General features: G+C 33.5%; 23 protein-coding genes. 17 read left to right on the top strand and 6 right to left on the bottom strand.

The window, feature by feature from the left end; all coding sequences use genetic code 11:
• Positions 1–32 precede the first annotated feature (32 nt).
• Positions 33–224, bottom strand: a complete 192-nt coding sequence (rpmB, locus tag R9X47_RS02715) for a 50S ribosomal protein L28 (RefSeq protein WP_432400679.1) — start codon at positions 222–224, stop codon at positions 33–35.
• A 275-nt stretch (positions 225–499) separates the two neighbouring features.
• Between rpmB and R9X47_RS02710 the strand changes: the two genes are divergently transcribed.
• The 7 genes from R9X47_RS02710 to R9X47_RS02680 all read left to right on the top strand — a co-directional run bounded on the left by R9X47_RS02710 (position 500) and on the right by R9X47_RS02680 (position 6,566).
• Positions 500–859: an Asp23/Gls24 family envelope stress response protein gene (locus R9X47_RS02710; RefSeq protein WP_432665160.1), complete on the top strand. Its 360-nt coding sequence runs from the start codon at positions 500–502 to the stop codon at positions 857–859.
• A 13-nt stretch (positions 860–872) separates the two neighbouring features.
• Entirely contained in the window at positions 873–2,480 is a 1,608-nt protein-coding gene (locus tag R9X47_RS02705; RefSeq protein ID WP_432665159.1) for a DAK2 domain-containing protein, read from the top strand.
• Between the two features lie 17 nt (positions 2,481–2,497).
• The gene (gene recG, locus R9X47_RS02700; protein ID WP_432665158.1) at positions 2,498–4,555 is read left to right on the top strand and encodes an ATP-dependent DNA helicase RecG; all 2,058 of its coding nucleotides are present in this window, start codon (positions 2,498–2,500) and stop codon (positions 4,553–4,555) included.
• Between the two features lie 180 nt (positions 4,556–4,735).
• Positions 4,736–4,933 (top strand): small, acid-soluble spore protein, alpha/beta type, encoded by a 198-nt coding sequence (locus R9X47_RS02695; RefSeq protein WP_432665157.1) that lies wholly within the window; start codon positions 4,736–4,738, stop codon positions 4,931–4,933.
• A 140-nt stretch (positions 4,934–5,073) separates the two neighbouring features.
• On the top strand, positions 5,074–5,628 hold the full coding sequence (gene rsmD, locus R9X47_RS02690) for a 16S rRNA (guanine(966)-N(2))-methyltransferase RsmD (RefSeq protein ID WP_432665156.1): 555 nt from the start codon (positions 5,074–5,076) through the stop codon (positions 5,626–5,628).
• A 1-nt stretch (position 5,629) separates the two neighbouring features.
• Complete coding sequence (gene coaD, locus R9X47_RS02685; RefSeq protein WP_432665155.1) at positions 5,630–6,103, top strand: pantetheine-phosphate adenylyltransferase; 474 nt, start codon at positions 5,630–5,632, stop codon at positions 6,101–6,103.
• Between the two features lie 13 nt (positions 6,104–6,116).
• Positions 6,117–6,566 (top strand): ATPase, encoded by a 450-nt coding sequence (locus R9X47_RS02680; protein WP_432665154.1) that lies wholly within the window; start codon positions 6,117–6,119, stop codon positions 6,564–6,566.
• 118 nt (positions 6,567–6,684) lie between these two features.
• On the opposite strand, the gene R9X47_RS02675 is transcribed toward R9X47_RS02680, so the two are convergent.
• From R9X47_RS02675 to dut, 3 genes are all read right to left on the bottom strand, one after another.
• Positions 6,685–7,476, bottom strand: coding sequence for a hypothetical protein (locus R9X47_RS02675; RefSeq protein WP_432665153.1), 792 nt, complete (start codon positions 7,474–7,476; stop codon positions 6,685–6,687).
• Between the two features lie 47 nt (positions 7,477–7,523).
• On the bottom strand, positions 7,524–9,023 hold the full coding sequence (locus tag R9X47_RS02670) for a recombinase family protein (RefSeq protein WP_432665152.1): 1,500 nt from the start codon (positions 9,021–9,023) through the stop codon (positions 7,524–7,526).
• Between the two features lie 156 nt (positions 9,024–9,179).
• Positions 9,180–9,614, bottom strand: coding sequence for a dUTP diphosphatase (gene dut, locus R9X47_RS02665; RefSeq protein ID WP_432665151.1), 435 nt, complete (start codon positions 9,612–9,614; stop codon positions 9,180–9,182).
• Between the two features lie 137 nt (positions 9,615–9,751).
• Between dut and R9X47_RS02660 the strand changes: the two genes are divergently transcribed.
• Positions 9,752–9,991, top strand: a complete 240-nt coding sequence (locus R9X47_RS02660; protein WP_432665150.1) for a hypothetical protein — start codon at positions 9,752–9,754, stop codon at positions 9,989–9,991.
• 66 nt (positions 9,992–10,057) lie between these two features.
• Here R9X47_RS02660 and R9X47_RS02655 read toward each other — a convergent pair whose 3' ends face one another.
• Positions 10,058–10,552, bottom strand: a complete 495-nt coding sequence (locus tag R9X47_RS02655; RefSeq protein ID WP_432665149.1) for a nucleoside recognition domain-containing protein — start codon at positions 10,550–10,552, stop codon at positions 10,058–10,060.
• An 83-nt stretch (positions 10,553–10,635) separates the two neighbouring features.
• Entirely contained in the window at positions 10,636–11,895 is a 1,260-nt protein-coding gene (locus tag R9X47_RS02650) for a nucleotidyltransferase (protein WP_432665148.1), read from the bottom strand.
• A 558-nt stretch (positions 11,896–12,453) separates the two neighbouring features.
• Between R9X47_RS02650 and R9X47_RS02645 the strand changes: the two genes are divergently transcribed.
• The 9 genes from R9X47_RS02645 (at position 12,454) to fabG (ending at position 20,329) form a co-directional block, all read left to right on the top strand.
• Complete coding sequence (locus R9X47_RS02645) at positions 12,454–13,647, top strand: acetate kinase (RefSeq protein WP_432665147.1); 1,194 nt, start codon at positions 12,454–12,456, stop codon at positions 13,645–13,647.
• Between the two features lie 223 nt (positions 13,648–13,870).
• Positions 13,871–14,383, top strand: coding sequence for a YceD family protein (locus R9X47_RS02640; protein WP_432665146.1), 513 nt, complete (start codon positions 13,871–13,873; stop codon positions 14,381–14,383).
• A gap of 2 nt (positions 14,384–14,385) precedes the next feature.
• Positions 14,386–14,565, top strand: a complete 180-nt coding sequence (gene rpmF / locus R9X47_RS02635) for a 50S ribosomal protein L32 (RefSeq protein ID WP_432665145.1) — start codon at positions 14,386–14,388, stop codon at positions 14,563–14,565.
• 254 nt (positions 14,566–14,819) lie between these two features.
• Positions 14,820–15,377 carry a transcription factor FapR gene (gene fapR / locus R9X47_RS02630; protein WP_432665144.1) on the top strand — a complete coding sequence of 186 codons (558 nt, stop codon included), beginning with the start codon at positions 14,820–14,822 and terminating at the stop codon, positions 15,375–15,377.
• 261 nt (positions 15,378–15,638) lie between these two features.
• Entirely contained in the window at positions 15,639–16,646 is a 1,008-nt protein-coding gene (plsX, locus tag R9X47_RS02625; protein WP_432665143.1) for a phosphate acyltransferase PlsX, read from the top strand.
• Positions 16,639–17,631 carry a beta-ketoacyl-ACP synthase III gene (locus R9X47_RS02620; RefSeq protein WP_432665142.1) on the top strand — a complete coding sequence of 331 codons (993 nt, stop codon included), beginning with the start codon at positions 16,639–16,641 and terminating at the stop codon, positions 17,629–17,631. The genes plsX and R9X47_RS02620 overlap by 8 nt, the downstream gene beginning before the upstream one ends.
• A 34-nt stretch (positions 17,632–17,665) precedes the next feature.
• Positions 17,666–18,607, top strand: coding sequence for an enoyl-[acyl-carrier-protein] reductase FabK (fabK, locus tag R9X47_RS02615; protein WP_432665141.1), 942 nt, complete (start codon positions 17,666–17,668; stop codon positions 18,605–18,607).
• 15 nt (positions 18,608–18,622) lie between these two features.
• Positions 18,623–19,558, top strand: coding sequence for an ACP S-malonyltransferase (gene fabD / locus R9X47_RS02610; RefSeq protein ID WP_432665139.1), 936 nt, complete (start codon positions 18,623–18,625; stop codon positions 19,556–19,558).
• A 27-nt stretch (positions 19,559–19,585) separates the two neighbouring features.
• Positions 19,586–20,329, top strand: coding sequence for a 3-oxoacyl-[acyl-carrier-protein] reductase (gene fabG, locus R9X47_RS02605; protein ID WP_432665138.1), 744 nt, complete (start codon positions 19,586–19,588; stop codon positions 20,327–20,329).
• The last annotated feature ends 9 nt before the right edge of the window (positions 20,330–20,338 follow it).

Genomic DNA, 20,338 nt, shown 5'->3' with positions numbered 1-20,338 from the left:
CCTACGCAATAAGTAGGCCTTGAACAATTTAACTAGATAGCTCTCTCGATTTTACCAGAACGTAAACATCTAGTACAAACAGTTATTCTCTTTGGTGATCCATCAACGATAGCCTTAACCTTTTTTACATTAGGTTTCCAAGTTCTTCTTGTACGACGAACTGAGTGACTAACTTTATTTCCAGATATTTTACCTTTTCCACAAACTACACATTCTTTTGCCATATATTACACCTCCTCGAGTGGTTAATTATCCTAGGAAAACAATATTTATTTTATCACATTATTAATAAATAATGCAATAAAAATAATTAATAAATCCATTATTTTGCTGTTTTTTTTGGTATATAATTGAATATAGCACGATATTGCTATAAAATATAGTATATAAAATTATTATTATGGACATATTTTATAGGATTAATGGGCAGTTATATTTTAATGTATCATATATCTATAGGTTAAAAAGATATTGTTATAAAATAAAGGAGGTATAATGTATGTCAGTAAAATTTCAAAATGAAATAGGTACAATTGATATAAATGCCGATGTTATTTCTACAATTGCAGGTATATCAGCAATTGAATGTTATGGCCTTGTAGGTATGGCATCGAAATCCCCGGCCGATGGTTTTGTTAAGCTATTAAAAAGGGATAATATGCATAGAGGAGTAAAGGTTCATTTTGAAGAAAATCAAATCATAATTGATTTATATGTAATAGTTCAGTTTGGGACGAAAATTTCAGTAGTCGCTAATAATATACGTGATAAAGTTAAATATAGCGTTGAAAACCAAACAGGTATTGAGGTTAAGAAAGTAAATATCAATATCGAAGGAGTACGAGTTTTAGAAGTTTAAGGGAGGGCTAGTCTTGAATATAAGACAGATAGACGGTGAAATACTGAAGAAAATGTTTATGCAAGGCAATAATTTATTATATAAGAATCGTGACTTAGTCGATTCTTTAAATGTTTTTCCTGTTCCTGACGGTGATACTGGAACAAATATGGCACTGACCTTTGATTCTGCTATAAAAGAAATTTCGAAGATAGAAAAGCCTTCGATCGAAGAGGTAACAAAAAAGGCTTCTAAAGGGTCTCTTATGGGAGCAAGGGGAAACTCAGGTGTTATATTATCCCAGATCCTCAGAGGCTTTGAAAAGGGCTGTAGAGGCAAAGAGGCTCTTTCAAAGAAAGATTTCGCCAATGCTTTAAAAGAAGCATCAAATACTGCCTACAAAGCTGTAATGAAACCAATTGAAGGTACAATCCTTACTATTATTAGGGCAGCTAGTGAAAAAGCTTTAGAAATATGTGACAATGATGATACTTTTGTAGATTTTTTCTACTCGGTAATCGAACATATTGAAGCTGTACTAGAGAAGACTCCTGATATGCTAGCTGTTTTAAAACAAGCTGGTGTAGTTGATGCAGGAGGAAAGGGTTTAATAATTATCCTCAAAGGTTTTTGGGAAGTTCTTTCGGGAAAAGAAGTATTTGAATCAGAAAAACAACATACCACTGTAAGTACTGAAAATGAAGTTAGTCATGAAAATATTGAATTTGGTTACTGTACGGAATTTATCATACAAGGCAATAAATTAGATTCAGAGGGCTTTAAGAGCCAGATTAAGGGTTATGGAGATAGCCTTTTGGTTGTTGGTGACGATGACCTAGTCAAAGTACATGTTCATACTAATAATCCTGGAAAGGTAATTGAACTTGGACTGAAGATAGGTGAATTAGTTGATATAAAGATAGATAATATGAGACATCAACATAAAAATACTCTTATTCAGGAAGAAAATACTCCAAAGGATAATAAAAAGTATGGTTTTATTTCTGTAGCTATGGGAGAGGGCCTAAGCAACATTTTCAAGGACTTAAATATTGATAAAGTTATTGAAGGCGGCCAAACTATGAACCCTAGTACGGAAGATATCCTTAAAGCCGTTAATGATATTAACGCAGACAATATTTTTATTCTTCCGAACAATAGCAATATAATCCTTGCTGCTAATCAGGCGAAGGAATTAAGTGAGAAGAACGTTGTTGTTATTCCATGCAAAAGTGTTCCACAGGGAATAGCGTCTATGTTAGAGTTTGACCCTGCATCAGATATAGATGAAAATATTCAGAAAATGACTGATATTCTTGAGGATGTGAAGACAGTTCAAATAACGTATTCTGTAAGGGATTCAAAGTTTAATGATTTAACCATCAATAAGGATGATATCCTTGGTATCTGTGATGGCGATATTATGATCGTAGGTGATGACGTTTCGTCAGCAGCCTTAGAAACCCTTGAAAAAGTTATTGACGATGAACACGAAATACTAACTATATACTATGGTGAAGATATAACTGAAGAAAAAGCTACGGAATTGTCTTCACAGCTAGAAGAAAAGTATCCTGATTTAGATATTGAAACTTATTATGGAGGACAGCCTTTATATTACTATATATTTTCTATTGAATAATGATTAAGGATGATTTTATGTTGTCACTAAATGACCCCATATCTGCTATTAAGGGTATAGGCCCAAAACAGAGGGCATTATTCGCGAAACTGAACATATTTTCAGTTGGAGATTTATTGTATCATTTTCCAAATGGTTATCAAAATAGGCGGAATGTAAAAACCCTAGATTCAGTTAGTCACATGGAGAAAGCCACTATTATTGGAACTGTATGTGGCGAAGCTAAGGAAATAAGAACTAGGAAAAGAATGAAACTTTTAAAAGTACCTATTAAAGACAGTGGTGGAATAGGATTTATAACTTTTTTTAATTCACCATTTTTAAAGAAGGTCTTTAGAAAAAATGAAACATACTACTTTTATGGAAATATAAATATTGTTGGCAGTGAAATACAGTTAAACCATCCCGAATATTGTAATACTAAACATGATAGTCTAGAGAATTTTTGCAGTATAAGACCTCAATATGGGTTGACAAAGGGATTAACACAAAAAAAGATTATTAGTAATATAGATCAAATCGTGCTGGAAAATCCTCTAATATTGCAGGAGTATTTACCAAGTAGTATTTTAGAAAGCAACAGTATGTGCGATATAGGTTATGCGATTAGAAATATTCACTTTCCTTCTTCGCCCAGAGCCTTAAAAGTAGCAAAATATAGATTAGTTTTTGAAGAACTTTTTTTTATGCAATTAGGATTAATAATGATTAAAAAGAAGTTTATAAAAAGCAATAATGGGATAACCTTTGAAGTTGAGCCTGAGTTTAATGATTTAGTGGAAGCGCTACCCTTTAAGTTAACTAACGCCCAACAGAAGACACTTAATGATATTATCTCCGATATGCAACAGCCTAAGGAAATGAATAGACTTATACAAGGGGATGTTGGATCGGGAAAAACTATAATAGCCTTACTATCGATGTATTTAGCCTTTTTAAACGGCTATCAAAGTACATTGATGGCTCCTACGGAAATATTAGCTGAACAGCATTTTAAAAGCTTTAAAAGTATGTTAGAGCCACTTGGTGTAAATGTAGGAATATTATCTAGAAGTGTGAAAAATAAGGAAGAAGTTATTAACCAAATTAAGGATGGAAAGCTTGATATGGTTGTTGGAACACATGCACTAATACAGGATAAGATTCAGTTTCATAAGCTGGGTCTAGTTGTTACTGACGAACAGCATAGATTTGGAGTTCGTCAGAGAAGTTTTCTTAAGCAAAAGGGTTCAAACCCTGATGTATTAGTAATGTCTGCAACTCCAATACCGAGAACGCTCTCCTTAATATTATATGGTGATTTAGATATATCAATAATAGACGAGCTTCCACCGGGGAGAAAGCACATAAAGACCCATCATATAACTAGCAAAAAAGTGTACAAGTTATACGATTTTATAAAAGAAGAATTAAATAAAGGAAGACAAGCCTACATTGTTTGTCCGTTAGTTGAAGAATCAGAAAAAATTGATGCTGAGTCCGCAGTAGATTTGTATAATGACTTAAGTGAAACAACTTTTAAGTCGTGGAATTTAGCTTTAATACATGGAAAAATGAAAGCCGATGAAAAAGATAACATAATGAAGAGATTTGAGGCGAAAGAAATTGACTTGCTAATATCTACTTCTGTTATTGAGGTTGGGATTAATGTTCCGAATGCCACAATAATGACCATAGTAAATGCAGAAAGATTCGGCTTAGCGCAGCTTCATCAATTGAGAGGTAGAGTAGGTAGAGGACAATACCAATCCTACTGTTTCCTTATTAGTGAAGGTAAAAATAATGTTACTAAGGAAAGAATGAAAACAATGGAAAGCACCAATAATGGCTTTGTTATTGCTGAAAAAGATCTTGAGCTGAGAGGACCGGGAGATTTTTTTGGTACTAAGCAGCATGGACTACCTGAGTTAAAGATTGCTGATATATTTAAGCATAAAGAAATTCTAAAAAAAGCTCAAAAGGAGGCTTTTAGAATTTTAGAAATATATAAGCTACTTGATTCAGAAGAAAAAAAGCGTTTGAAATATAAAGTCAGACAATTATTTGGTGATGTTTTTAAGGATTTTACCATATAAACTAGATTTGAGTTAAGATATTAATATAGAAATTGCAATAAATCTTTTATATTTTGATTTATAAGTGTACTCTATATAGATAAAGAACCTCCTGTACTATGATTTAGCATAACTTGAAAAAATTACTAGCATATACTTTTGCCATGCTGGAGACATTAATAGTACAGGAGGTGAAAAAACATGGCAAACAAAAAAGTTGTTCCAGAAGCTAGACAAGCACTTAACCAAATGAAAATGGAAATAGCTAGTGAACTTGGCTTAGCAAACTACCAAACAGCTGACAAAGGTAACTTAACAGCTAGACAAAATGGTTATGTTGGTGGTTATATGACTAAGAGATTAGTTGAAATGGCTGAAAGACAAATGTCAGGAAAATAATATATAAAAAAAGAAGAGGTAGTAGAATTTATCTACTACCTCTTCTTTTTTTATATATTTTAGGATGTTAGAACTATATAAATATATTTGTTCAGATTTTGCATTTATGCTAAAATATATTCTTGAGAGGAGCGTATAGATTGAGGATAATTAGTGGAAAAGCAAAGGGTGTAAGATTGAAAGCTCTAAAGGGTATGGATACAAGGCCTACTAGTGATAAGGTTAAAGAGTCAATTTTTAATATTATAGCTCCGTATGTAGACGATTCAAAGGTACTAGACTTATTTTCGGGTACAGGGAATTTAGGATTAGAGGCTGTAAGCCGAGGAGCGGCATATGCATATTTAATAGAAAAAAATAGAAAGTGTCAGCCTATTATAAAAGAGAATATTAATAAAGCTAAATTAGATGATAGCATAAAGTTAATAATAAAGGATGCAGTTTCGGCTTTGAAAATGTTTAAGGACAATAACGAGAGATTTGATATAATTTTTATGGATCCGCCTTACTTAAAGGGTTTTATTATTCCTTGTTTAGAAGAAATAAGTGACTTAAACTTATTAAATATAGATGGTATAATTGTTATAGAGCATGATATAAAGGATATATTACCAGAAACAGTTAAAGATATAACAAAATTTAAAGAAAGAAAATATGGAACGACCATGGTTTCATTCTATTGCAAGGAGGATTAATATGAGAAGCGCAGTTTATCCAGGAAGCTTTGACCCAATTACATATGGACATTTAGATATAATAAGAAGATCGGCAGAGATTTTTGACAAGGTTATTGTTGCAGTGTTAAACAATCCAAATAAGAATCCAATGTTTAATCTGAGTGAGAGAGTAGAAATGATAAGACAAGCTACTGCAGATATGGACAACATTGAAATAGATTGTTTTTCAGGACTATTAATTGATTATGCTAGGGAGAAAAATGTTAATGTAATAGTAAAGGGGCTCAGAGCAGTTTCTGACTTCGAATATGAGTTTCAAATGGCTTTAATGAATAGAAAGCTTGATAAAAATGTTGAAACTATGTTTATGATGACAAATAGCCAATATTCATACCTAAGCTCAAGTCTTGTAAAGGAAGTATTCAAATTCGGAGGGCGCATTGATGAGTTGGTGCCCGAGGTTGTAATTGAAGAGATGAGAAAAAAGATATAAAGGGGGATTTAGAATGAGTGTCTTAAAACTTATTGATATGCTTGAAGATATGATTGAAAACGGATCTTCTATACCTTTTTCAGGTAAGGTTTTACTTGATAAGGATGAAATAACCGAATTAATAAAAGAAATTAGGATTCAGTTACCTGATGAAGTTAAGCAAGCTCAATGGATAAAGGAAGAAAGAAATAAGATATTAGTTGAGGCTCAGCAGGAGGCCGATAGATTAATCCAAAATGCTAAGAGCAGGATAGAAGAGTTAGCAGAAAGAGATGAAATAGTTAAATTGGCACAAGAAAAGGCTGAAGAGATCATATCCAAATCAGAAGAAAAAGCTAATGATATGAAAGTCGCATCAATACAATATGCAGATGAGATTCTAGATAAATTAGAAAAAAATACATCAGAGATATTAAGTACACTTAAAGTTAATAGGGACGAATTGAAAAATATGAAAATATAGAGAGTTCCAAGTAAATAAGGGGCGTTCTCATAAAATATTCTTATGAGTTTAGCTACAGGGTGTTTCAGAATGAATGAATTTTAAGCAACGCAGAAATTCGTCATTCTAAAACACCCTTTTAATTTTTCTTTAGAATGCCTATTAAAGTACCAACTACTACTAGAGTAAGGAAAATTATAAAGAACATATTTGTAGAGAAAATCAATCTGTTTATCCAAGTATAGTTGAAGACATTCTCAATTCCTTCAGAGAAAACCTCTCTTGGTACCGCATCAAATTTGAAATTATTAATTTTTAAGAAAGTATATACGTATATGCCGGATATTATAGAGTGAAAGAACTTTGATAATACATAGGAGTTTAACTTTATATCTGTATCGTTAAGGATACTTGCGGCTTGAGCATGAACAGATATGCCGCTCCAAGAAATTATCATGGTTGCCAGTGTTATTTGCATAATAGGAGAGGTGTTTAAAGCTTCTGATGCCTTCTTACATCCCATGGTAATTTCAATAGCTCCTGTGAGTATAGCTTCTACCATATCACTTGGAATATTAATTTTACCTATTGAAATAAGGTTAGTAGCCTCTATTACATAATTAAAAAAACCTATTAAATATAATTCTCTTGTTAAAACTGAAAAAGTAACAATTAACCCTCCAACAAGAACCAATGTGGAAATAGATTCTCTAACTGAATCACTTAATAGTTTACCAATGGCTCTGCCGTCTTTTTGTCTTTCCTTTAGCATTTCATCAATGGCCTTTTTGAATATGTTAGTTTTTTCGTAGTTTCTATGATAACTAAACTTATCATCCCTACTGAAAAACCTAAATAGGATACCTACTGTAATTGCACCTAAATAGTGAGCAAAGAGGATATATGGTCCTATGCTTGGGTTATTAAACATTCCTACCGCTACAGCTATATTAACATTGTAATAGAATATGAACTAGCTTAATGCAGGTTTAGCTTAAAAGTTACTTCCATAATGCTCTCTTCAGAACTAACTCTTATTTCATCTATAACAGAGTTGAGTGCATTTTTCTTGTTAACAAGTGGAATGGAGACATTTTCAATAATAGCTGATACATTTGTGAGTTTTTTAAGAAAATAGGAATGATTATATTCTGTACTATCTATTTTCTTTCTTAAAACGTCTAAATCCCCTTTTAAACGCTCTTTTTCACCCTTAAGCATGTCTTTATACCTTTGAAGCTGTTTTAAATCAATTACGCCCGCCTGGAAGGCCTCCATTTGCCTATCGAATTGAGAAGCTATACCATTATATTTCATTTTCAATCTATTATAGTCATCTAAAATGTTCTCATTATTAGCTTGCTTTATATTAAGACTTGCAAAATCAATTTTATTTTCAATTATATTCTTAAAAAAACCCATAAACTCTGCCTCAATATTTTTCATTTTACTTAGATTCGGATAACAAACTTTAAGTCTTACATGGTTTGAACACCTTAAATAGGTATATGTCTTCACCTCACCAGTTGATAGTTCATGCCTTTGATTAAATTGTGAGAGTCCGCCACCACATTCATAACATCGTACAAGACCCCTAAGTAAATAGTCCTGACTTTGTTTACGCCTAGTGCGTCTCTTTGATAGGAGATCTTGAACCATTTCAAAATTTTCTCTTGATATAATTTTAGGATGGTTGTTTTTTATAAGATGTCCATTCCAAACATAATCTCCAAGATATGAAATGTTTGAAAGTGTACGACGGACAGAGTTGGGCTGCCACTTTAACTTTCTATCTTGATATTTGCCTCTACCCTTTACAGCCTTTGATTTCTTGGTTAGAGCAGCTTCGCCAAACATCATTAGGCCATTTTGGCGAAGATCAACCCCGATAGCTCTAAGACTTGAGCCATTAATATATTGCCGATAAATGTATCTAACAACCTTAGATTCTGGTTCGTAGATTCTAAATTTTGAACTGTCAGTATCAATATAATAGCCGTAGGGTGGCTCTCCAAGAGCACCACCTTCTGAGGCCTTTTCTTCCATTCCCTTCATTACTTCCTTAGCAAGATTAGCAGAATAGAATTCAGCTACGACCTCCATAATGCCTTCCATCATCTTTCCGGTAGGAGAGTCATCGAAATTTTCGGTAATGGAAATAACTTCAACTCCGCACTCACGGCGCAAAAGGGATTTATATACAATAGAATCTTCACGATTTCTTGCAAATCTGTCGGTTTTATGAATGAGTATTACATTGAAGGGACGAGGCTTTAATTTAGCCATGGCTATCATACTTTGGAATTCCGGTCTATCGGCCGATCTAGCAGATTCACCACGATCAACAAATTCATATGAAATTTCATAGCCATTGTTTATGGCGTACTCCTTAAGTTGTTTTAGCTGCGCAGGAATAGATACGCCTTCCTCGGCTTGTTCCTTTGAGGAAACCCGTGCATATATTGCGGCCTTTTTCATAAAGATCCCCCTTTGAATCTGGTTGTATAGTAAAGAATACGAATACATAAGGGGATAAAGAACTATTTTTTAAAATCTTTTTAAAGATTAGGTAATATATAAAAATAAAAACGAAGAGACATATAGTCTCTTCGTTTTTATATAGTATATGTAATATTATTTTGTACCAGTCGAACCAAATCCACCAGTATTTCTATCGGACTCTGAAACTTCCGAAACTTCCTTTACTCTGACTTTTAAAACATTTTTTATAACCATCTGGGCAATACGCATATGCTTTTCAACCTTAAAAGACTTTTTACCATGGTTAATAAGAATAATACAGATTTCACCTCGATACCCCTCATCGATAGTACCAGGAGTATTTAATACAGTGATTGAAGATTTTAAAGCAAGTCCACTTCTAGGTCTAACCTGTGCCTCTGTATCCTTAGGAAGCTCTATTACTATACCGGTTTTAATAAGAGAGGTTTCACCGGGATCAATGATCTTTTCCTCGATAGAATATATGTCCATACCAGCATCTGAAGCATGGGCGTATCTAGGAATTACTGCGTCGGGATGTATTTTCTTGATTTTTAGTTCTAACATAATAGCTCTCCTTATTCTATGAATTACGATTGTAAATACGATTTAAATTATATCACATAAATATGTACCAGTTAAAGATTTATTGCGATCTCGATATGGCTAAAACTTTTGGTAATAGTACAAACCTAGGTGGAAATATGATTAAAAAGAGGGGGCTTGCCATGAGAGTATATTTCAATTTTAAATTGGATGATGGAATTAAAACAGAAAATTTTAGAGAAGATGATATAGATACCCTAGATGAAAAAGTCTCTAAGTATGATATAACTAGTTATGATTTAGAACGATTATTTTTTAAGCCTGTAAAAAGTCTTATAGAGTGTGCCTATCCTGTAAATGTGTCACTTAGAAATAATGATGATGAAGATAATAGCTAGATTGAAAGAGTAATTAGATTTATAGTACAGTTAAGATGAGTGATGGTGGGGAGGGGAAGAGAAATATTACAATGTTACATTAGCTACAGCCCCAATCATAAATAATGGACCCGATGTACTACAAAAAGAGATTATTCTCTGCGCTTCAGATTGACTAATAACATTACTTTTTCTCAAATTAGAAGTTAGCTTTACTCCAATAGGATAGCCTGATGTTATACTCATTGCAAAGATAAATGAGGCTTCTCCAGGTACATGAAATATTGGACGAATAATAGGCTCTATAAGAACGCCGATAAACTTAACAAGTCCTAGACCAACTAAGAGTTCTGCTCCAATAAAAAAGGGGAGCAGGGAAGGTAAGACTACATTTGCCCACAATAAAATACCACTACGGGTAGCTTCAATAATTTCACTAGGATAAATGAGGATATAAAAAACCATTATAAAGACAATTGACACTAAAGTAATAAACTTAACCTTTTTATATAAACCTAAATATTTTACTCTCAAAAATAAAAGGACTGAAATTATTGTTATGATAATGATAAAGTTAGTCAATACGGCTTCCTCCCTAGACCAAGATATATTTATAATATATTGAAATAAATAGATTTTTATTACTCTAGATTATATGTACTCTTTTAAACTTTCCTTGAATAATTTGGGTTTATGTATGGCTTTTTAGTATAGTCCTGACCACCCTTAGTTAAATCTAGATTTTTATATAAAAGAGTATAAACATCTGTTGCCATCTTATCTATTTCTATCATTCTACTAGCTATATCATTTTGAGGGTCATATCTCTTTAAATTTGTTATGATAGGTAAATCACTTTCTTTTTTAATTCTCTTTAATAGAGCCGCTCCTTTATCGTTAAAGCCTAATACTCTAATATAGTGAGGGAGATTTTTCTCTGAAAAAGATACAATATCATTGCTAGTTATACCAAGAACTGTTTTTATTAGTGCTCTTTGGAGACGGGTTTGAGTATATCTCTTTGTTTTTAAAAATTGAATCAAACTACTGTAGGTGGCAGACAATGAGGCACCACTCTTTAATCTGTTTTCTAGACCTTCATTTATATCATGGATATGTTTTAAGTCATCTATAGAGATTGTACGGAGTCTATAAAAAATAATTTGCTCTAAATCACTAGAAAAAATAGGCCCCTTTCCTTCGGTAATTGCTTTTTTTATAACTTCATAACTATTGGGGGGAACAACATTCTCCAAATCCTCTAGAAAAGTATGACTTTCTTTTAACAATTTTCTTATGGCAGTGGCACTACATATTTTGCCATTTATTTCAGTAGAATTATACTCTGCTGCTATTCTCTTTATTGTTAGTGGAATAATATTGCTTTTCAAAACCTTTAAAGCTTTAAGGTACTCTATACCCAAAATATTGTTCGGAGAACTAAGTGTACTGATATTTTCAAGTTTGTTACCTAAATATTCTCCCATTGCTTTTTGCCTAGCTAGGGGAAATGTAAGTCCATTGTCTAGATGTTTTTTAAGAAGGTCCTTAAAATCCAAGGGCTCATTGATTAATAAATCTGAGACTAAGTGTAAATCATCAAGGCTTCCTAGTTCACTGCCAAAACAAAAAGAATCGACAATTTTTAAAGATTCTAATAGGCTTATTCCTCCAAAAGCAAAAAATTCAGCACTGTTGCAGGAAAAGATTGTTGGAAGTTCTATGACTAGGTCTACACCTTCTCTTACAGCAATTTCTGCTCGCACCCACTTATCCAATAGTGCAGGTTCTCCCCGCTGAAGAAAATTTCCGCTCATAACAGCCACGGAATGGCTTGCACCTGACAATTCCTTAGATTTTTCAAGATGATACTTATGACCATTGTGGAATGGATTATATTCCGTAATTAAACCGACTACATTCATACTTACCTCCCATAAGAGTACTAATTACACTAAAAGTTTACCCTAATTGCATGTGATTTACAACATATACTATAGACACTTATGTAGCATATTCATATCCTACTAGAGCAATGATATAAGAGCATTCATTTAAATGCAGAATATTGCAAAATAGCATAAAAAAGGTTCGAGTAGGTAAAAATCTATATGTGATCATGATTATTTTTTGAAAAAAATTAAAAATTTCACGATTTTAGCTTGAAAAATTTTATGGTTATTTTATAATTAGTATGATTGGGTAAATTTCTGATTTCTCGATTAAATTATACATATTTTTATATAGTTACGTATCAAAATATAAATATTGATATAATTCTATTATAAAAATGTATTTAAATCTGATAAGTAAAATATGTATTAATTATTTTGTCGTTGTCAACTTATTTGTTGAGTGAAAACCTTATCATGAACGAAAGACTGAAATCATATGTAGTTTTTACTCTAAAAAGACATAGAAATAGTTAGCAGATATTTGCTTAACAGTGAAAAAAACTTTTTAGATTTTAAGGAGGCTTATCAATGAAAGTATTGGTTATTAACTGTGGTAGTTCTTCACTAAAATATCAATTAATTGATATGAAAAATGAAAATGTTTTAGCTATAGGTCTAGCTGAAAGAATTGGTATCGAAGGTTCTAGAGTAAAGCACGAAATTCCTGGAATGGACAAGGTTGTAATTGAACAGCCGATGAAGGATCATAAAGATGCTCTAAAAATAGTACTAGATGCCCTTGTTGATGAAAATCACGGTGCTATTAAGGAACTGAAGGAAATCAATGCTGTTGGTCACAGAGTGGTACACGGCGGAGAGAAATTCAGTGGTTCTGTAATTATTGATGATGAAGTAATTGCAGCACTTGAAGAGTGTATTGAATTAGCTCCATTACATAATCCACCAAACCTTATTGGTATCAGAGCTATCGGAGAGTTAATGCCTGGAGTACCAATGGTAGGAGTTTTTGATACAGCTTTCCACCAAACAATGCCAAGTTCTGCATATATCTACCCACTTCCATATGAATTATATGAAAAGTATGGAATAAGAAAGTATGGTTTCCACGGAACTAGCCACAGATATGTATCTGCTAGAACAGCAGAGATTCTTGGTAAAGATATGAAAGAACTAAAAATGATTACTTGCCACTTAGGAAATGGTGCAAGCTTAGCTGCAATTAAAGATGGACAATCTGTAGATACAAGTATGGGCTTTACTCCATTAGAAGGTTTAGCTATGGGTACAAGATGTGGAGACATTGATCCAGCTATCGTAACATTCATTATGGAAAAAGAAAATCTTGATGTAGCAGGAATCAACAATCTTATGAATAAAAAATCTGGTGTATTTGGAATCTCAGGAGTTAGCAGTGACTTTAGAGATATCGAACAAGCTGCAGCAGATGGAAATGAGAGAGCACAACTTGCATTAGAGAAGTTTGATATGAGAGTTAAAAAGTATGTAGCTGCTTATGCTGCTGTTATGGGTGGCGTAGATGCAATAGTATTCACAGCTGGTCTTGGTGAGAACTCAGCTGCAAACAGAGAAAAGATCTGTGAAGGTCTTGAGTTTATGGGCGTTAAGCTTGATAAAGAAAAGAATAATGTAAGAGGTAAGGAAGTTGTTGTAAGTACTGATGATTCAACAGTTAAAGTTTTAGTAGTTCCTACTAATGAAGAATTAATGATTGCTAAAGATACTGTTGAACTTCTTAAGTAATAAGTAGTTAAAGATAAACAACTTCAAGATTTAATAGATCTTAAAGTTGTTTATTTATCTATATATAAGTTAAGAATATAAATTTGGACATCGAGTCCATCCATGTCGGGTTTTCTTCGAAAAATGACTTACGATAAAATATTTAGATATTATCAAGTACTTTTACTTGACAAATGAGATATGGGTTTGTATAATAAATCTGTCCGTGCTATGGGGTGAACTGATGAATATCAATATTTCTAAACTTGTTTCAGAAAAAACTGAATCAATTGATATCAATCTTGAATATGATTTAAAAGCTTCAAATCTTCTATATGATTATAATATAGTTGAAGCAAGCCCTATAAGTCTTTCAGGAGAAATTTATAAAGAAAGTGAAAATATCTTTATAGATGCTAGTTTTTCTGGAGAAATAGTTTTTAGATGCAGTAGATGCTTGAAAGAATTTAAAAAGAACATTTCTGGTGATATAGAATTTGACATTCAAGTGGCTGAAGACGAGAATAATAATGATAATGAATGCCTTAAGGGTGATTACTTAGATTTATCAGTTGTTTTAGAGGAAGCTTTAGCTTTTTCCTTACCAATGAAGGTTCTATGCAAAGAAGAGTGTGAAGGATTATGTCCGAAATGTGGGCAAAATCTTAACATAAAGGAATGCAACTGTGATTTAGAAACAATTGACCCCAGACTGGAAAAATTAAAAGATTTTTTTAGTAATAATGAGGAGGTGTAATTATGGCAGTACCTAAGCGTAAAACATCGAAGGCAAGAAGAGATAAGAGAAGAGCTTCTAATATTAAGATGACAGCTCCTAATATTGTAAATTGTCCTCAGTGTCACGAACCAAAGTTACCTCATAGAGTATGTGGTGAGTGTGGATACTATGGAGACAAAGAAGTTATAAAAGTTGACTAATATTCAAATTTCTATATATGTTAGTTAGTCTTAGAGGGAAAAATAGTAATGGCAAAGTTGTCATTACTATTTTTTATTTGAGGCTATTTTCTGAAGAAAAATCTGACCCCGATAAAGAGTTTCTGTTTATAATTTCCTATGTGTTAAAAAATTCCTTGCATAAAATTTAATAATCATTTATACTAATTATTAGTATCAGGTACTAATAACTGACTAATAATAATTATAAATTTAGTTTTGACGAGGTGATAATTATGCCTTCTAAAAGATTAAGCAAAAAGCTTAGACAAGAAAGACTAATAAAGGAAATAGAAGAAAATCCTTTCATAACAGATGAAGAGTTATGTGAACTTTTTAATGTTAGTATACAAACGATAAGATTAGATAGATTAGGACTTAATATACCCGAGCTTAGAGAGCGAGTAAGAAATGTCGCAAAGTTAAATTATAAAAAGGTAAGGACCATTGCTGAAACAGAAATAGTTGGAGAACTAATTGATCTTGAACTGAATAAAAGAGGAATTTCTATTTTAGAAACTAATTCAAGCATGGTTTTTAAAAAGACAAAGATTGTAAGGGGCCATTACATATTTGCTATGGCAGAATCTTTAGCCATGGCTGTGATAGACGCAGATGTGGCTTTAACAGGGGTTGCAAATATCAAGTATAGGGTTCCGGTATTATCAGGTCAAAAGCTTGTTGCTAAGGCTGAAGTCACAAGAATAAGATCAAGTAACTATTTTGTTCATGTAAAGATATCAGTTAAGGACGAACAAGTATTTAGAGGTAAGTTTATCTTGGTATCTTTATAGATAATTGTATAGGCTGAAACGGTTAAGAGCAATTTGATTTTATACATAGATTAGCAGTAAATGAGATTTTATGCTAACAGATTTATGTCATTCTTTTAGGTCTATACTCTTATGGGTTAATGATTAAATTTACAGTAGTACTATTGACACATAAGTGTTTATACCTAAAGGAATGACCTGAATACTTAGAACTTTCAATGAAGAAATTGGGGTAACAGTTTTAAGGTTGCTGGATGCCTTTGTTCTAGGGGAGGGTAAAAAATGAAGATAGCAATAGATGCAATGGGCGGAGACAATGCTCCAAGTGCTATAATTTCTGGTAGCATACTAGCACTGAAGGAAATTGACTCAGATATTGTACTGATAGGAAAAGAAGAGATTATAAAAAAAGAACTGGAGAAAAATACAACTGATTTCAAAAGAATAGAGATTGTTAATGCAGATGATGTAATAACAAATGAAGACAAACCAGTGCAAGCAATTCGTAGGAAAAAAGATTCTTCCATGGTAGTAGGCTTTGAACTACTAAAGAAAAATGATGTTGATGCCTTTGTATCAGCGGGAAGTACTGGAGCACTATTGGCAGGAAGTCTATTAAGGATAGGGAGAATAAAGGGTATTGACAGACCTGCTCTTGCTCCGATCTATCCAACAAAAAAAGGTTTTTCTATATTAATTGATGCAGGTGCAAATACTGATTGTAAGCCAAGAAACTTATTGGAATTTGGAATCATGGGTTCAATTTATTTAGAAAAAGTTTTGGATATAAAATCACCAAAGGTTGGAATAGTAAATATAGGAACTGAAGAGGGAAAAGGAAACAAACTAGTGAATGATGCCTATGAGATCATGAGAAATACAGACATGAATTTTTATGGCAATGTTGAAGCTAGAAATATTCCCGATGGTATAGTCGATGTAATAGTATGTGATGGGTTTGTTGGGAACGTCATTCTAAAGCTAACAGAAGGCGTTGCTATGAATCTAACATCGATGCTTAAGGATGTTTTTACTAGAAATACTTTAAGTAAAATTGGAGCATTAATTTTAAAGGGTGGACTAAAAGAATTTAAATCGAAGCTTGATTATACTGAATATGGAGGAGCTCCACTTTTGGGAGTAAAGAGACCAGTTATTAAGGCACATGGGAGCTCAAATAGTAAAGCTATAAAAAATGCAATTAAATATGGAGAAATCTTCAGTAAAAAGAGTGTGATAGGAAAGATTGAAGAAGAAATAAATCGTATAGGAGTTGATAGCATTGAATAATAACTTTAGAAGTGTTGGAATATTAGGGACTGGTAGATACTTACCTGAAAAAGTAGTATCAAATTACGATATTGAAAAAATAGTAGATACATCCCATGATTGGATTGTTTCAAGAACAGGAATCCATACTAGAAGAATAGCTGAGGATAATATCGCTACTTCGGATTTATCAACTGAAGCTGCAAAAATAGCCTTAGAAAGAGCAAATATTACGGCTGAAGATTTAGATTTGATTATAGTGGCGACAGTTACGCCAGATATGCAATTCCCTTCAACAGCTTGTATTGTACAAAGTAATTTGGGAGCGAAAAATGCTGCTGCATTTGACCTATCAGCCGCATGCTCAGGGTTTTTATATGGAATATCTATAGCTGATCAGTTTATTAAGACGGGACTATACAACCATGTCCTTGTAATTGGTGCAGAAACCCTATCTAAGATTCTAAATTGGAATGACAGAAATACCTGTGTTTTATTTGGTGATGGAGCAGGTGCTGTTGTACTAGGTCCTACAGAAGATGGAAGTGGAATTCTGTCTACACATCTAGGCGCTGATGGAAATGGTGGAAAGTTCTTAAATGTTCCTGCTGGTGGTTCAAGAATGCCTTCTTCAGTTCAAACCGTTGAAGACAGTCTTCATTATATAAAAATGGACGGTAGTGAAGTATTTAAATTTGCAGTTAGAATAATGGGAAATGCAGCTAAGGAGGCCCTTAAGTTATGTGATTTAGGTGTAGAAGATATTGATTATTTAGTTCCGCATCAGGCCAACACTAGAATTATTTCCTCGGCTGCAAAACGTCTAAAACTACCGATGGAAAAAGTATATGTTAATCTTGATGCATATGGAAACATGTCAGCTGCATCAATACCTGTTGCCTTAGATGAAGCCCTTGAAAAGGGGAAAATTAAAAAAGGCGATAATGTCGTATTGGTTGGTTTTGGCGGCGGCTTGACATGGGGATCTTGCGTAATCAAGTGGTAAAAGGGATAAATTGTATTTTTAGGAGTGCGTTTTGATGAATTCAAGAATATGCAAAATGTTAGACATTGAGCATCCAATTATCCAGGGTGGTATGGCATGGGTATCTACTGCAGAGCTAGCTGCGGCAGTTTCGAATTCTGGTGGACTCGGAATTATTGCAGCGGGAAACGCACCTGCCCAGGTTATTGATGAAGAAATTAGAAAGATTAAGAAGTTGACAGATAAGCCCTATGGTATCAATGTTATGCTGTTGTCTCCCTATGTTGATGAGATAATGGACTTAGTACTCAGAGAGAAGGTTCCGGTTATTACCACAGGAGCCGGTAATCCTGGTAAGTACATAAAGATGCTAAAGGAGATAAATACAAAAATTATACCAGTTGTCCCTTCTGTAGCATTGGCTAAAAGAGTTGAGAAGGCAGGAGTGGATGCGATTATTGTAGAAGGTACAGAAGCTGGTGGACATATTGGAGAATTGACTACAATGGCATTAGTGCCACAGGTTGTAGATGCAGTAGATATTCCAGTTATAGCTGCCGGTGGAATAGCAGATGGAAGAGGAATGATGGCAGCCTTTGCCCTAGGGGCAGAAGGCGTTCAAATAGGAACAAGGTTTATATGTTCAAATGAGTGTAACATTCATGAAGACTACAAGCAATCGGTTTTAAAGGCAAAGGATAGAGATACAATTGTAACCGGTAGGAGCACTGGCCATCCAGTTAGAGTTATTAAAAATAAATTTGCTAAAGAGTTTCAAAAACTAGAGAAATCAACTAATGATGTAGAAGAACTTGAAAAATTAGGCGCAGGCAAATTGAGATTGTCAGTAGTTGATGGAGATATAGATAACGGTTCCGTTATGGCAGGTCAAATAGCAGGACTCGTTAAAGACATTAAATCTTGTAAGGAAATCATTGAAGAGATGATTAAAGAAGCATCAGAAGTATATGAATCAATTAGTCGTTTCATTAATTAGTAGGGAGTGAATGTAATGAAAAAAATCGCTTTTGTATTTCCAGGACAGGGAGCACAATATGTTGGAATGGGTAAAGAATTTGTAGATAACTTTAAGGTGGCAAATGATGTTTTCGAAAGAGCATCTGACTCTCTAGGATATGATATGAAAAAACTTTGTTTTGAAGGACCAGAGGAAGAACTAAAAAAGACTGAAAATACTCAGCCATCGATTTTAACAGCTAGTATAGCGATTTATGAAGTGCTAAAGGAGCATGGTCATGTACCTGAGATGGTTGCAGGTCTTAGCTTAGGGGAGTATTCGGCTCTAGTTGCTGCAGGTGTTATGTCATTTGAAGATGCAGTAAAGGTTGTAAAGGCTAGAGGAAAGTACATGCAAGAAGAAGTACCTCTTGGTGTAGGGACTATGGCTGCCTTTATTGGACTTGAAAGAGATAAGGTAATAGAGGCGTGTGAAAGAGCATCGGAGTTTGGAGTTGTAGAACCAGCTAATTATAACTCACCAATACAAATAGTTGTTTCAGGTGAAGTAAAGGCTGTTGAAAAGGCAGTAGAAATAGGTAAGGAATTAGGAGCTAAAAAGGCAAAGGTTCTAAATGTTTCTGCACCATTTCACTCAAGCATGTTAAAGGGCGCTGGAGAAAAACTTGGACTTGAATTAGATAAGGTAGAACTAAATGACTTTGCATACCCAGTAATAGCTAACGTAACTGCTGACTACTATGAATCAAAGTCTTCTGTTAAGGAGCTATTAGTTGGCCAAGTAAGTAGTTCTGTTCTTTGGGAAGATTCAATTAGAAAAATGATTGATGCTGGAATAAATACCTTTGTAGAAGTAGGTCCAGGTAAAGCTCTTTCAGGATTTATTAAAAGAATTTCTCGTGACGTTACACTATTAAACGTTGAGGATATGGCTTCGCTTGAAAAGACTTTAAAGGCTTTAGAAGATTAAAAGACTACATATATTGGAGGTAGCGAGATGAAATTAGAAGGTAAGACCGCAATAGTAACTGGCGGATCAAGGGGAATAGGTAAGGCTATAGCTTTGAACTTAGCAGAAAATGGAGCTAACGTTGTTGTTAACTACACTAGCAGCCCTGATAAAGCTGCCCTTGTTGTTGAAGAAATAAAGGCAATGGGTAGAGAAGCGATGGCTATAAAGGCTGATGTTTCAAATCCAGAAGATGTAAATAACTTAGTTAAAGAAGTAGGTAAGCATTTTTCAAACATAGACATACTTATCAATAATGCAGGAATAACAAGAGATACTTTACTTATAAGAATGAAAGATGATGACTGGGATAAGGTTATCGATATAAACTTAAAAGGAACATTCTTATGTACTAAGCTAATTGCTAAGAAAATGATGAAGCAGAGAAGTGGAAAAATAGTTAATATCACTTCAGTAGTTGGTGTTATGGGAAATGCTGGTCAAGCAAACTATGCTGCTTCTAAAGCCGGTGTTATAGGTCTTACAAAATCTACTGCTAAGGAATTAGCTTCTAGAGGTATCAATGTTAATGCAGTTGCTCCAGGATTCATTCAAACTGAAATGACTGATAAGCTTTCTGAGGAAGTTGTTGAAAATTATACAAAGAATATTCCTTTAGGTAAGCTTGGAGAAGCAAAGGATGTAGCTAATGTAGTAGCATTTTTATGCTCTGAAGAAGCAAGTTATTTAACAGGCCAAGTAATCAAAGTAGATGGTGGAATGGTTATGTAGTAATTTTTT

This window comes from Wukongibacter baidiensis, from assembly GCF_050888315.1.
Classification (GTDB): domain Bacteria; phylum Bacillota; class Clostridia; order Peptostreptococcales; family Caminicellaceae; genus Wukongibacter; species Wukongibacter baidiensis.
The sequence above is the reverse complement of the archived record's forward strand: the minus strand, read 5'-3'. Positions and strand labels throughout refer to the sequence as shown.

Bases quoted from the DNA above. Each gene is read 5' to 3' on its own strand.
- rpmB (WP_432400679.1), bottom strand. From the start codon at position 224: ATGGCAAAAGAATGTGTAGTTTGTGGAAAAGGTAAAATATCTGGAAAT.
- R9X47_RS02710 (WP_432665160.1), top strand. From the start codon at position 500: ATGTCAGTAAAATTTCAAAATGAAATAGGTACAATTGATATAAATGCC.
- recG (WP_432665158.1), top strand. From the start codon at position 2,498: ATGTTGTCACTAAATGACCCCATATCTGCTATTAAGGGTATAGGCCCA.
- R9X47_RS02695 (WP_432665157.1), top strand. From the start codon at position 4,736: ATGGCAAACAAAAAAGTTGTTCCAGAAGCTAGACAAGCACTTAACCAA.
- coaD (WP_432665155.1), top strand. From the start codon at position 5,630: ATGAGAAGCGCAGTTTATCCAGGAAGCTTTGACCCAATTACATATGGA.
- R9X47_RS02680 (WP_432665154.1), top strand. From the start codon at position 6,117: ATGAGTGTCTTAAAACTTATTGATATGCTTGAAGATATGATTGAAAAC.
- R9X47_RS02675 (WP_432665153.1), bottom strand. From the start codon at position 7,476: ATGTTTAATAACCCAAGCATAGGACCATATATCCTCTTTGCTCACTAT.
- R9X47_RS02670 (WP_432665152.1), bottom strand. From the start codon at position 9,023: ATGAAAAAGGCCGCAATATATGCACGGGTTTCCTCAAAGGAACAAGCC.
- dut (WP_432665151.1), bottom strand. From the start codon at position 9,614: ATGTTAGAACTAAAAATCAAGAAAATACATCCCGACGCAGTAATTCCT.
- R9X47_RS02660 (WP_432665150.1), top strand. From the start codon at position 9,752: ATGATTAAAAAGAGGGGGCTTGCCATGAGAGTATATTTCAATTTTAAA.
- R9X47_RS02650 (WP_432665148.1), bottom strand. From the start codon at position 11,895: ATGAATGTAGTCGGTTTAATTACGGAATATAATCCATTCCACAATGGT.
- R9X47_RS02645 (WP_432665147.1), top strand. From the start codon at position 12,454: ATGAAAGTATTGGTTATTAACTGTGGTAGTTCTTCACTAAAATATCAA.
- R9X47_RS02640 (WP_432665146.1), top strand. From the start codon at position 13,871: ATGAATATCAATATTTCTAAACTTGTTTCAGAAAAAACTGAATCAATT.
- rpmF (WP_432665145.1), top strand. From the start codon at position 14,386: ATGGCAGTACCTAAGCGTAAAACATCGAAGGCAAGAAGAGATAAGAGA.
- fapR (WP_432665144.1), top strand. From the start codon at position 14,820: ATGCCTTCTAAAAGATTAAGCAAAAAGCTTAGACAAGAAAGACTAATA.
- plsX (WP_432665143.1), top strand. From the start codon at position 15,639: ATGAAGATAGCAATAGATGCAATGGGCGGAGACAATGCTCCAAGTGCT.
- fabK (WP_432665141.1), top strand. From the start codon at position 17,666: ATGAATTCAAGAATATGCAAAATGTTAGACATTGAGCATCCAATTATC.
- fabD (WP_432665139.1), top strand. From the start codon at position 18,623: ATGAAAAAAATCGCTTTTGTATTTCCAGGACAGGGAGCACAATATGTT.
- fabG (WP_432665138.1), top strand. From the start codon at position 19,586: ATGAAATTAGAAGGTAAGACCGCAATAGTAACTGGCGGATCAAGGGGA.